Source organism: Paraburkholderia sp. RL18-101-BIB-B, from assembly GCF_046026985.1.
Taxonomy (GTDB): Bacteria; Pseudomonadota; Gammaproteobacteria; order Burkholderiales; family Burkholderiaceae; genus Paraburkholderia.
The window spans coordinates 67,754-79,743 of record NZ_JARESV010000014.1 but is presented as its reverse complement, the minus strand read 5'-3'; the positions used below and the strand labels follow the sequence as shown (position 1 = coordinate 79,743).

10 protein-coding genes are annotated in these 11,990 nt (G+C 61.5%); 5 read left to right on the top strand and 5 right to left on the bottom strand.

Annotated features, from left to right (window positions below):
* Positions 1-93 precede the first annotated feature (93 nt).
* The gene (locus P0D73_RS21055) at positions 94-1,992 is read left to right on the top strand and encodes a sensor domain-containing diguanylate cyclase (protein ID WP_408177749.1); all 1,899 of its coding nucleotides are present in this window, start codon (positions 94-96) and stop codon (positions 1,990-1,992) included.
* A gap of 68 nt (positions 1,993-2,060) precedes the next feature.
* Here P0D73_RS21055 and P0D73_RS21050 read toward each other — a convergent pair whose 3' ends face one another.
* Together P0D73_RS21050 and P0D73_RS21045 are read right to left on the bottom strand one after the other, a co-directional pair.
* Positions 2,061-3,518 carry an MEDS domain-containing protein gene (locus P0D73_RS21050; protein ID WP_408177748.1) on the bottom strand — a complete coding sequence of 486 codons (1,458 nt, stop codon included), beginning with the start codon at positions 3,516-3,518 and terminating at the stop codon, positions 2,061-2,063.
* A 335-nt stretch (positions 3,519-3,853) separates the two neighbouring features.
* The gene (locus P0D73_RS21045) at positions 3,854-4,714 is read right to left on the bottom strand and encodes a class I SAM-dependent methyltransferase (RefSeq protein ID WP_408177747.1); all 861 of its coding nucleotides are present in this window, start codon (positions 4,712-4,714) and stop codon (positions 3,854-3,856) included.
* A gap of 129 nt (positions 4,715-4,843) precedes the next feature.
* Between P0D73_RS21045 and P0D73_RS21040 the strand changes: the two genes are divergently transcribed.
* Positions 4,844-4,993 carry a hypothetical protein gene (locus tag P0D73_RS21040; protein ID WP_408177746.1) on the top strand — a complete coding sequence of 50 codons (150 nt, stop codon included), beginning with the start codon at positions 4,844-4,846 and terminating at the stop codon, positions 4,991-4,993.
* 26 nt (positions 4,994-5,019) lie between these two features.
* Here the strand turns inward: P0D73_RS21040 and P0D73_RS21035 are convergent, their stop codons facing one another.
* The gene (locus tag P0D73_RS21035) at positions 5,020-5,484 is read right to left on the bottom strand and encodes an ester cyclase (RefSeq protein ID WP_342960057.1); all 465 of its coding nucleotides are present in this window, start codon (positions 5,482-5,484) and stop codon (positions 5,020-5,022) included.
* 79 nt (positions 5,485-5,563) lie between these two features.
* Complete coding sequence (locus P0D73_RS21030; protein WP_408177745.1) at positions 5,564-6,811, bottom strand: LysR substrate-binding domain-containing protein; 1,248 nt, start codon at positions 6,809-6,811, stop codon at positions 5,564-5,566.
* Positions 6,812-7,333: 522 nt separating this feature from the next.
* On the opposite strand from P0D73_RS21030, the gene P0D73_RS21025 reads away from it, so the two are divergent.
* Entirely contained in the window at positions 7,334-8,389 is a 1,056-nt protein-coding gene (locus tag P0D73_RS21025; RefSeq protein ID WP_408177894.1) for a Dyp-type peroxidase, read from the top strand.
* Positions 8,382-9,185 (top strand): family 1 encapsulin nanocompartment shell protein, encoded by an 804-nt coding sequence (locus P0D73_RS21020; RefSeq protein WP_132381679.1) that lies wholly within the window; start codon positions 8,382-8,384, stop codon positions 9,183-9,185. Before P0D73_RS21025 ends, P0D73_RS21020 begins: the two co-directional genes overlap by 8 nt.
* 18 nt (positions 9,186-9,203) lie before the next feature.
* Here P0D73_RS21020 and P0D73_RS21015 read toward each other — a convergent pair whose 3' ends face one another.
* Positions 9,204-10,193, bottom strand: a complete 990-nt coding sequence (locus P0D73_RS21015; RefSeq protein WP_408177893.1) for a LysR family transcriptional regulator — start codon at positions 10,191-10,193, stop codon at positions 9,204-9,206.
* A gap of 346 nt (positions 10,194-10,539) precedes the next feature.
* Here P0D73_RS21015 and P0D73_RS21010 point away from each other — a divergent pair, with 346 nt between their 5' ends.
* Entirely contained in the window at positions 10,540-11,967 is a 1,428-nt protein-coding gene (locus P0D73_RS21010) for an aminotransferase-like domain-containing protein (protein ID WP_408177744.1), read from the top strand.
* Positions 11,968-11,990 lie beyond the last annotated feature (23 nt).

Sequence of the window (11,990 nt, the reverse complement as noted above, 5' to 3'; positions counted from 1 at the left end):
GATTGGCCTCCAGGCGGCCGTTAACATAGCGGTAGTTCGATATGCTGCCCGCGGTTGACGGTCCGCGACAGTCGTTGCACAACGAGAATGGTTATGACACGCCCGCGAACCGGGACACGGACGCCCGACATTGCCGTAACCGATGGGTCCGAAGCGCGGACATCACTGCCTCAAGCGCTCATCGTCGAACCGTTGTCCTCGCCGACGTATTGGCAAAAGGGCATGGCCTTGCTCGCCGCGCTGGTGGTGACCGCACTGGCGTTCCTTGCAAGCCGCGGCCTGCGGGCCATGACCGGGCAGGTTGCGCCGATGTGGCTGAGCAACGCCGTGCTGCTCGCTCAGATGATCGTCACCCGGCGGGAACAGCGGCGCTGGGTCTTGTGCGGCGGCACGCTAGGCGACTTCACCGCCAATCTGCTGATAGGACGCAGCCTGCACACGTCGGTCTCGTTCACGTCGGCAGATATGCTTCAGGTCGTGATCGCATTTGCGTTTGCTCCACGCGTGACGACGGTGGCCGAGTTTATCCGGCCCAAAGCGCTCCTCAAATTTCTCTTCGGCGGCGTGCTGCTTGCGTCGGTCGCGTCAGGTATGTGGGCCACGCTTTTGCTCGAGGGCAGAATCGGCCATTTACTTTTGCCCACGCTGGCGCCCTGGTTCATCTCGGATGGTTTGAGCCTCATCATCATCACGCCGGTCGCGATGGTGTTCTGGAGCGGCGAGCTTGCCCGGGTTCTACGTAGCGGCAATCGCTTCAAGACCTGCGCACTGGTGGCGTTGGTGGGCGTCGTGACGAGTTGCATATTCGGTTTGCAGATCAGCGCACCATTGTTGTACTGGGTACTTCCGCCCATTGTGCTGCTCGCGTTTCAGGCCGAAATTGCGGGCGTTCTACTTGGCTTACTCCTGTGTCTCGCGATCGCGCTCTGGTTCACGGCGCACGGTTCGGGGCCGCTCTGGGCTTATCCGTTCGAGAGCATGCAGCATCGCGTTTTCGCTTTGCAGCTGTTTTTCGTCGCCGCCCTCGGCGTGGCGCTGCCGATCAGCGCGATCCAGATGCAGCGCAATCGCATGATCGGGCTCCTGCGTGACGGCGAAAAACGCTTCCGCACGCTGGCGGAAAACGCCACGGATGTCGTGATGAGCATGCAACTCGACGGCAGGCTGACCTACGTGTCACCGCGTGCGTTCGAGGCGTGGGGTCGCGCGCCTGAACAGCTGATCGGCGTGCATTACGCGGATCTGGTCGATGCCGCCGACCGCAATACCTTGGTGGCGATGATCGAGCAGGTCGCGACCGGCCGAGGCGAAGCCTCGCAGATCAGCCGTTTCCCGCGCGACGGCGGCTTGCGCTGGATAGAAACTCATGTGCGTCCGGTGATCGATCCGTTGTCCGGCACATTGAACGGCCTCACCGCGATGGCGCGCGACGTAACGGAACAAAAAGCCATCGAACAGCGCCACGCCGATGAGCGCCGCGAACTGGAAGGCCTCGCGTTCCGCGACAGTCTCACGGGACTATTCAATCGCCGCTACTTCGATCGCGAACTCAAGCAACGCTGCCAGCAGGGTTCGCATACGGAGACTTATCTGGCTGTCGTGATGATCGACGTCGACAACTACAAGAGCTACAACGATCACTTCGGTCATCAGACAGGCGATGAATGCTTGCGCACCATCGCCCGCTCGATAGCGGCATCTTCAGCAAAGTACACCGACCTGGTCGCGCGCTATGGCGGCGAGGAATTCGCCTTGATTCTGGCGCACGCCGAACCGGATCGGGCACTCGCCGTGGCGGAGCAAATTCGCGAGGACGTGGAAAAGCTACGGCTTCCCCATCCGCCGAGCGTCTCGGGCGTCGTCACGATCAGCCTCGGCGTCTGCGCGCAGCGCAGTGACAAGTGTGGCGATGGCAGCACTGTGGTCGCTGCAGCGGACATGGCGCTGTATTCGGCGAAGCGGCTCGGCCGCAACCGCACGTGCGTGGCCTGACGACGCGACGCGTTCATCAATTGCGTGCGGATCAGGCAGGCGTTCGACGTTGAGATAGCGCGTGATTGCTATGCGGCAATGCCTTGCGTCACGGGTGCAACGCAAACCGCTTCGCACTCTTGTGCTTCGGGCGCGATCGAATTGACTGGCGTGACCATGCTTGCCAGCGGCAAGAGCACCACGAATTCCGAGCCACGGCCGAGTCCCCCGGAAAACGCCTCGACGGTACCGCCATGGCTCGCGACGATATCGCGAACCACCGCCAACCCGAGTCCATGCCCCTTGGCACCCAATGCGCAGCCCGCAAGTCCGCGCTCGTAAGGCTTGAAGATGGTCGCAAGCTCGCCCGGCGCGATGCCGATGCCTTCGTCGCTCACGCTGATATAGCAGTAACGCCCGGCGCGGGACGCCGTCACCTTGATCGCATCCGCAGCCGCCGAATATTTGAGCGCATTGACCAGCAGATTGACGAACACCTGGGTCAGTTTGCCGAAGTCGCCTTGCACCCGCAACGGCGCATCGCTCGCCGCCAGTCGAATGGGCGCGTGATCCGGTGCGCCCGCTTTTGCTACCTGAACACAATGCGCGAGCAGATCGCCGACGTCGACCGGTGCAGGACGCGCGACCGTTCTCTCGCTCGGCGAACATGCCAAAGCGCCCAACGCCGGTTCAAGCGAACCGGCGAACTCCGCATCATCGGGCGCCATCAATTGCTGGGCCAACTGCCCAAGCAGGCTTGCTTGCCGGGAGAGCAGAAGCGCGTACCGCGTCAACTGTTCGTCATGGCCGTACTGGGCGTCCAACAGACGCGCGAGCAGGCCAAGTGGCGTGATCGCGTTGCGGATTTCGTGGCCTATCGTTGCGCCGATCGATGCTTCTTTCGTTTCATCGCTACGCTCGCCAAGGGTGACTACGTTCTCCGAACGCTGCATGGTCTGCGCACGCGAATGCCCGGAGGTCCCGACACGCGGCGGCTCGATCTTCGCATCGTGCAGGCGTTCGATTTCCCGCATCTGCGCAGTGCGAAGCTTTTGCACGCAGTACGTGCACAAACCGATGATCGGCCGCGCGGCGAGCTTCTCCTTCAGCGAGGCTTCGTAGTCGAGCAGCGCGACCCAATCGGTGGTTTCGTTGCAGACGGCGTCGCCGGCCACTCGCAGTCCTTCGAAGCCTCGCCCCAGCGCGCCGTTGATCGCCTTCGACCATAAGCCCACGGTAGCGCCGCCGTTGAAGCCTGTTTTAGGCGAGGAGTAGATTTGTGTGCCGTCGAGAATCTGCAATTGGCCCGCGTCGATATAGTCAGCGAGTGCAGGCGCGGTTCGCGTGAGCATATAGCGGGCTTTGTCGGGTCCCAGCAACGCGGGCGCGACCCACACGCCCGCTTCGCGATTGGCGAGTCCGGCATGGAGGAAGTCCGCGGTGACGCTGAGCAATTCGCTCCGCGATTCGTAGAAGTGACACAGATGTGAGCCCCAAGAGAGGGCTCCAAGCGCGGGAAAACCGCTTTTGCGCGTTCCGGTGGTCATCGTTTCCCTGAAAGTGCGTGGGTCAAGAACCACAGTCGCGCTAGGTTTTAACAATGGCCCGCGCGCTCGAATATAAATGTCACGGCACCTCCCGCGTCGGTCCGGCGATCCTGAAGGACAGGAAGCGAAACTGCCGCGTTGTTGCTCGATATTTGGGATTCAGCAGGATTTAAAATTACGCGAGGGGAGATTTTGAATGAATAGATATTTTCCCTAGGCATGTTTTTTGACGCGAAAGTGCGTCTGGTCATATACGCGTCAATCTCGATTGGCATACGACTTGGGGACGTGTGGTCAGCCGCGCACTCATGTCGAGTCGCAAAATGCGAGCGCAGCTATGTGCTTGCCACAAGCAATTCCTCCGCATTGTTTGGCGGACGCAGACCGTCCGTCCTGCCCGCGAAGTAGCGCTGGGTAAGATCGGCCGCCGAAACGTGCCGTGCCTCTCTAAAGCCGGCTTCATGGGCCAGCGCCAGCATCTCCGGCGGAGTGAAGAAGCTGAGAAAAGGTGTGCCGCTTGCTCGCGCGCCCTTCTCCGCCATCTCGAGCCCGGGACGTACCTCGGGGTCCGCCAGTTCCAGCGGGAGCAGGAACGTCATGGCGAGCGTCGACCCTGAGGCGAGCGTCGCAACCTGGCGCAGCGCGGCCGCGTTCGCGTCCCTGGTCAGATACATACTGACACCCGTGGAGACCACGATTGCCGGCTTGCTTTCATCGAAGCCGGCAATCATCAACTCGTCCCGCCAGTTCCGGCCCGCCTCGAAATCGACCGGCACGAAGCGCAGCCAGTCCGGGACGCCGAAGCCGAGTTCGATCAGGCGCTGACGCTTCCACGCTTGAGGACCTGGCTGATCGATCTCGAACACCTTGAGGCGCGAGGCGATCTCCGGCCTGCGCTGTGCGAAGCTGTCGAGGCCGGCACCGAGAATGACATACTGACTCAGCCCTCTCCCGGCCTGTTCCACGACCAGGTCTTCGATGAAGCGAGCCCGTGCCACGATCGAAGCGCGAAAGGGCCGCGTGAACTGCGGGTCCATGTCGCCGCGGGCACGCCAGTCCTCATCAGGAGCCAGCAGCTCGAGGCCGATTTCGTCTTCCAGTACATGCGGCGGCGGGTCGGCCTCGACATGCAACGCACGCCACAAGGCGACGCGCGCCGCTGTGCTGTCTGGCGCCACATCTCGCATGTCGTTCATGACTTTCAATCCCGTTTGTTCGTTCTCGGCCCCGATTCGCCATCGCGCAGAAGCACCTGCCGCGCTCCTGTCGCCCACAACAGGCTATGATGGAGAAGTGGGTATGACGAGCCGATGACGAGGGACAGCGTGTCACAGACAAGCCCTGATCGCAAGACGACGTTTAGCAAACGCCTCTTATGGTTCGTTGGATTGTGGCTGCTCGGCGTCGCCGGGGCAGTGTTGCTCGCGTTGCCGTTTCGTCTTCTGATCGCCGCGGCAATGCATTATCAGCACTGAGACGCTGCCGATACACGGTGCCTGCATCAAGGTCGTTCGAGCATTTTTGGCAACTGTCCAAGCTGTCGAAACAGCGATAGCCAGTCCTCGAGGTGCCAGGTTTTCTCGATCAAGTTCCCACGCATCTGATGGAAAGAATGAATCGCGAATTTCACGTGCTTGGAACTCGCGTCAATGCCGAGCAGTTTCCCTGTTTGCGTGCCGCTGATCTCCGCGCGAACACCAATCCGGTCTCCATGCACCAGCAAGTCGAGTATTTCGACTTTCATGTCCGGAAGCGCTGTCGCAATGTCATGGAACACCTGCACCATTTGACCGGGTCCGTGAGTGGCGCCGCGGGGCTCCGGAATGTACTGCCAGTCGGGGGTGACGACCTTCGCCAACAACTCGACGCTTTTCTGCTCGAACGCTCGATAGAAACCTTCAACCGCTTCACGAGCCGCCACTTCGTCGGTACCTGAGGTCATGATCCGTTGCTCCTGAAGATGCAAGTCACCATGTTAGACCGAATCATCTCCGGCAGCTTCAGGCATTCGCGTGACAAGCAAGTATCCCGGCGCGCCCCGTTCATTATCGGCCGAGTGGTTTGCGAAAAACACTTCCGCCATAGCCGAGCACGATATTGTCGACTTCAAACGGTGACGCTTCCTGCGCCTCGAGGATGAACGCTACGCTGCCGGCGGTGAGCTTGCTCGCTATCGATGCGACCAGTTCATTATCGAGCGTCTCCTTGATCGCATGCCCAGCGAGGCCGCCGCTCGCCCCGACAGTGAAGCCCACTATCGCGCCGGCCGGTCCACCGAGCATGCCGATCAGGCCACCAGTCAGCGCGCCGATCACGGTCCCCCAAAACGGCCGCGTGTACTTGTCGAGCACGTTCAGTTGACCTATGGCGTCTTTTTGCACCAACACGCCGCTCTCGATCTTGAAACCGAGGTCTTTTTCCTCGAAGTTCCTGAAATCCCGCCCCGCTCTTTCGGCTACGTCAACGCGGTCGAAAACCGCGACGATCAACTGTTGTGCCATTTGATAGCTCCTCAGATCGCAAACGTTATCTGTCAAAGATAGCGACTTTCGAAAAGCGCGCCACTTTTTTGTTTTCGATTCCTGGCATCGATCGAAATGGGAGGGGGTTGCCGCGCGCGCTCCCCGGAGAAGTTCCGGCACGCACTTCAGCAGCAGCGCCACGATTAGCCGTACCGGCGTCGGCACCTCACGTTGTGTTTGAGTCAACAGATTCAGCTCGAAAGGCGGCACGTCAAAATCCGGCAACAGACGAACCAGCCGGCCGGCCACGCGCGCGTCGACGCACGCCGGCTCTTCCAGCACGCCAATGCCCGCACCCGCGACGATCATTTCATACATGGGCCGCCAATGACTGCTCTTCACCGCGGTATGGATCGGAACACTCTCCACGGCACTCCCCAGCCTCCTGAGCGGCAACTGGTCCGTGCCGAACATGCCCCGGACTCGAATGAACGGATGTTTTGCCAGGTCGGACGGCTCGCTGATCGGACCATGCTGATCCACATAGCCCGGTGCGGCAACGAGAACACGCCCAACCTGCCCGAGTCGGCGGATAATGAACGCCCCTTCTCCGACTTGCCCGAGACGAAAGGAAATATCCGCGCCGTCCGCCCCAGGATCGGCGATCCTGTCGTTCAGCACGAGTTCCAGATCCAGTTGCGGATAGGTTGCACACACAAGCGCCAATGCCCTCGGCACGACCGTCTCGCCGAAGCAGTGAGGCGCCGCGATGCGAACCACGCGAGGCCGCTGGTATACGTCGGCTTTTCTCTTCGGCTTGGACTCGCTCATGCTGTCGCTCCAATCCGTAGCATGCAATCGACCCGTATCCGACGTCGCTCGGTGGCCGCTCATTGCATCTATATCTATTTGCAATGCGAACGAATTACCCCCGTCCTTTTGCCAATCCGATAGACAGGCTCGATGGATTGCCTTCCTACCGGCGGATGTTAGCGATGTGACAGTGGAATGAAAAGCCGCTCGACCCGATATGAAGTATCGAAAGGAGCAGCGGGTGCTGGCGCCGGATCAACGTAGAATTTATCGCATGCCGAAGACGGCGCGCAGTTTCCACAAAGTACCCGCTCGGTATAACATCTGTGGGCGTGATGGACGTCAACCGTGTCACGCGCGTTGCGCCCTCCTGGTGACGAGGCAAGGCGGTACGCATGCCCGAGGTGGCGCGCAACAGCTAACCCGCTTCAATCATTCAAACGAAACTCGCGCCCGCCTCCGACATGTGAAACGCGTAGGCGGAACGACATGGGTTCTACTGCTGTCGGAACCCGTAACGGTCTCTCAACACTCAAGCCGATGCCCAACGAAATCCCGGAACCGCAAGCAATTTGTAATGACGTCTCCCGCAGCGCGATCTTCATTGTCGCGACCGTCGCGAACGACCGCGATCAGGAGGCCAAGGTGCGCGAATGGTGCGGCGACATTGCCGCCCTCGTGCGCGCGGTCGGCAAGCGGGTGCCTTCCGGCAATCTGTCGTGCGTCTGTTCCTTTGGCTCGCACGCGTGGGACAGGCTGTTCGGCGCGCCCCGGCCCGCTCTGCTGCACCCGTTCCGGGACATCGGCGAAGGCGAACGGCGCGCGCTGGGAACGCCGGGCGATTTCCTGCTGCACATCCGCGCCGATCACATGGATCTCTGCTTCGAGCTCGCCACGCAGTTGCTCGGCGCACTCGGCGACGCGGTCACCGTGGTCGATGAAGTTCACGGTTTTCGCTACTTCGACATGCGCGACATGGTGGGGTTCGTCGACGGCACCGAGAACCCGGCAGGCCGCGCCGCCGACGAATACACGCTCATCACCGGGGATCCGGGATTCGAAGGCGGCAGCTATGTGTTGGTGCAGAAGTACCTGCACGACATGGATGGTTGGAACGCGCTCTCCGTCGAGACGCAGGAGCGCATCATTGGTCGCAAGAAAATGTCCGACGTCGAGCTCGACGCAGCGGTCAAACCGTCGTCGTCGCACAGCTCGCTGACCACGATCACCGAGAACGGCAAGGAAGTGAAGATCTTGCGCGACAACATGCCATTCGGCCGCCTCGGCGCGGGCGAGTTCGGCACCTACTTCATCGGCTATGCACGTTCCCCCGCGCCGATCGAGCAGATGCTGGAGAACATGTTCATCGGGCGGCCGCCGGGCAATTACGACCGGCTGCTCGACTATAGCCGCGCCGTCACGGGCGGCCTCTTCTTCGTGCCGTCGGCCACCTTGCTCGAGGAGCTCGCGGACCGCGATCCGCCGAGCGTCACGGCCGCCATCGAATCACAGGCTGCACCCTCTTCGCCCGCCGAGCCGCGCCACGACGGCTCGCTGAATATTGGCTCTCTCAAGGGAATCTCCCAACATGAATAACCTGCATCGCGAGCTTGCCCCCATCTCCAGTGCCGCCTGGTCGCAGATCGAAAACGAAGTGGCGCGCACGTTCAAACGCAGTGTTGCCGGCCGTCGCGTGGTCGACGTCAAGGGTCCCGGCGGAACCGAATTGTCAGGCGTCGGCACGGGGCATCAGATCGCGATTACCGCGCCCCAACAGGGCGTCGCGGCGAAGCTGGCGGAGGTCAAGAGTCTCGTTCAGTTCACCGTGCCGTTCGAGTTGCAGCGCGATGCGATCGACAGCGTGTTACGCGGCGCGAACGACGCCGACTGGCAGCCCGCGAAAGACGCAGCGAAAGAGCTCGCCTATGCCGAAGATCGCGCGATCTTTGACGGATATCAGGCTGCGGGGATCGGCGGGATTCGCGAAGGCTCGTCGAATCAGCCGCTCGCGCTGCCCGCCGACGTCGGCGACTATCCGGACGCGATCAGCAATGCGCTGGAAGAATTGCGGCTTGCCGGCGTGGACGGTCCGTATTCCGTGCTGCTCGGCGCCGACGCCTACACAGCGCTCAGCGAGGCGCGCGATCAGGGCTATCCGGTGATCGAGCACATCAAGCGGATCGTGAACGGCGACATCATCTGGGCACCGGCGCTGACGGGCGGCAGCGTGCTCTCCACGCGAGGCGGCGACTTCGAGTTGCACCTCGGTGAAGATCTCTCGATCGGCTATCTCAGCCATACCGACACGGTAGTGCGCCTCTATCTGCGCGAGACGCTGACGTTCCTGATGTTGACGAGCGAAGCGTCGGTGTCGTTGACGCTCGCTGAATAAGCGCGGGTCGTTGCGGGCTCAGGCTCGTAACGACTGTTTCAGCAGCGCGGAGTCGGCGTTGTCGGCCAGTACTTCAAGACCAGGGGCCAATTTTCCGCACTCGACGTGCACTCTCTCGAGGATTTCCGGCGTGCACTGTTTCAACATCGTCACAATCAGGCGTACCCGCGGCGGCACCGGACGTTGCGCCTGAATCAGCACATTGACGTCGAAAGGCAGCGCGTCGAATTGCGGCAGCAGACCAACCAGCCGTCCCTCCGCGAGCGCCTCGACGCACGCCGGCTCTTCCAGCACGCCAATGCCCGCACCGGCGACGATCATTTCATACATGGGCCGCCAATGACTGGTCTTCACCGCGGTACGGATGGGAGCGCTCTCGACGACGCTCGCCCGATGTCTGAGCGGCAACTGGTCCGTGCCGAACATGCCCTGCACGCGAATGAACGGATGTTTTACCAGGTCGCAGGGCTCGGTGATCGGACCATGCTGGCTCAGATAGGCCGGCGCTGCAACGAGCACACGCCCGACCTGCCCGAGTTGGCGGGCAATGAACGCCCCTTCTCCGAGTTGTCCGAGACGAAAGGAAATATCCACGCCCTCCGTCACGAGATCGACGATCCTGTCGTTCAGCACCAGTTCCAGATCCAGTTGCGGATAGGCCGCCCGTACGAGCGTCAACGCTTCCGGCACGACCGTCTCGCCGAAGCAGTGAGGCGCCGCGATGCGAACCGTGCCTCTGAGCGCCTGCTCGTCGTTCGACACGTCCGCGACCGCCTGCTCGACGGCCCAGAGAATCCTCTTGCTACGCTCGTAGAAGGTGACACCTTCGGGCGTGCAATTGAACGCACGTGCACTACGCAGCAAGAGCCGGCAGCCGAGATACGCCTCAAGCCGCTCGATGCGTTCGCTCGCGGCGGGCTGCCCGATATTCAGATCCCTGGCCGCGCCGGAAATGCTCTCGCGCTCCACCACTCTCACGTAAATGCGCATGGCTTCGAGCAGATTCATCATCCCCCGCCTCCCTTTGCGCCGGTCCTGCGTGACGCCAACGGCGAAGCGTCGGAACGCTGATGGCGTGCGTGGCGGTTTCCCTTCAGATTGACGTCTTGCATGTATTGGCTCCAGTCTTCACGCATCGACAGACCCCTGTTTCAGGGCCTCGCGAACATGCGTTCGATGGAGAACAGAGTAAAGCTGGGCGGTCGACCGCAGAGTGCACAAATCGGCCCGGCTGGCATCAGTACAGTTCTGCTAGGATTTGCGCACCGGACGGCGGCACGTCCGCGCGAGCGCGTGTCAGCCAGCGGAGTGGCCGGTGCAACTTGCCGCTGCGAAACGCCAGGGAAATCGTCCGATGAATCTCTATGAGAAGCTTGCAGACGACATCGAAAAGCTGATCCGGCAAGGCGTCTACAGCCACGGTGAACGCCTGCCGTCGGTGCGGCAGACCAGTCAGCAGCATCGGATCAGCGTAACCACGGTCATCCGCGCCTACTTATTGCTTGAAAGCCAGGGGCTGCTCACGAGCCGGCCGCAATCGGGCTATTTCGTCAATTTCCGCGGCGACGGAGGCGAGCGGAAGACACTCGAACTGCGCCCATCGAAACCGATTCCAATTTCGTCGCCGGTCGACGTCAGCCGGCTGGTGCTTTCCACGCTGCGCTCGATCGGTGTCGACGACGCGGTGCCGCTCGGCTCGCCCTACCCTGATGCGAGCCTGTTTCCCTTCGAGAAGCTCAATCGCTACGCTTACGATGCGGGGCGAGGCAAGACACGGTGGGGCGTGACCGACGCGCTGCCGCCGGGCAATGCGGCACTGGTGCGCCAGATTGCGCGTCGCTACCTCGAAAACGGTATGGCCGTCGATCCCAACGAGATCATCGTCACGGTCGGCGCAACCGAGGCGATCAATCTGTGCCTGCAGGCCGTCGCCAAGCCAGGCGATACGATCGCAGTCGAGTCACCCACGTTCTACGCGATGCTGCACGCGATCGAACGGATGGGCATGAAGGCGATCGAGGTGTCCACACATCCCGAACACGGTATCGACATCGAAGCGCTTGCGGCGATCGTGGAATCGCACACGGTCACCGCCTGCATGGTCATGCCCAATTTCCAGAACCCGCTGGGGTTTCTGATGCCCGACGAGCGCAAGCGCGAGCTCGTCGACTACTTGACGAAGCGGGACATACCGGTCATCGAGAACGGTGTCTACAACGAGTTGCACTTCGCTAGCACGTATCCGAGCACGTTGAAGTCCTACGACACGAAGGGATTGGTACTTCACTGCGCGTCATTTTCGAAGACCCTCACGGCAGCGTACCGAATTGGTTGGGCGATGCCGGGCCGCTATCGCGATCAGGTCGAGAAGCTCAAGTTTCTGAACACGTTGACCACGCCGGCCATTCCGCAACTGGCGATCGCGGAATTTCTGGAGCGCGATGGTTACGAGCATCATCTGCGGCGGCTTCGGAAAATGTATGCGCAGCAGGCGAAGCTGATGAAGGCGACCGTGTCGCGTTTCTTCCCTGAAGGTACGCGCATGTCCAATCCCGCGGGCGGCTACGTGCTGTGGATCGAATTGCCGCCCAAGGTCGACGCGATGCGTCTTTATAAGCTGGCGCTCGAGCAGGGCATCACGATCGGACCGGGCTATATGTTCTCGATCTCGGAGACGACCTACCGGAATTTCATCCGCCTGAATTACAGCAGCCCCTGGTCGAGCGAGATCGAACAGGCCGTGATTACCGTCGGCAAGCTTGTTGCCCTGTGCGCCCGCTAACCGTCGTGCCCGTGCAACCTTTC

Bases quoted from the DNA above. Each gene is read 5' to 3' on its own strand.
- P0D73_RS21055 (WP_408177749.1), top strand. From the start codon at position 94: ATGACACGCCCGCGAACCGGGACACGGACGCCCGACATTGCCGTAACC.
- P0D73_RS21050 (WP_408177748.1), bottom strand. From the start codon at position 3,518: ATGACCACCGGAACGCGCAAAAGCGGTTTTCCCGCGCTTGGAGCCCTC.
- P0D73_RS21010 (WP_408177744.1), top strand. From the start codon at position 10,540: ATGAATCTCTATGAGAAGCTTGCAGACGACATCGAAAAGCTGATCCGG.
- P0D73_RS21045 (WP_408177747.1), bottom strand. From the start codon at position 4,714: ATGAACGACATGCGAGATGTGGCGCCAGACAGCACAGCGGCGCGCGTC.
- P0D73_RS21025 (WP_408177894.1), top strand. From the start codon at position 7,334: ATGCCCAACGAAATCCCGGAACCGCAAGCAATTTGTAATGACGTCTCC.
- P0D73_RS21020 (WP_132381679.1), top strand. From the start codon at position 8,382: ATGAATAACCTGCATCGCGAGCTTGCCCCCATCTCCAGTGCCGCCTGG.
- P0D73_RS21030 (WP_408177745.1), bottom strand. From the start codon at position 6,811: ATGAGCGAGTCCAAGCCGAAGAGAAAAGCCGACGTATACCAGCGGCCT.
- P0D73_RS21015 (WP_408177893.1), bottom strand. From the start codon at position 10,193: ATGAATCTGCTCGAAGCCATGCGCATTTACGTGAGAGTGGTGGAGCGC.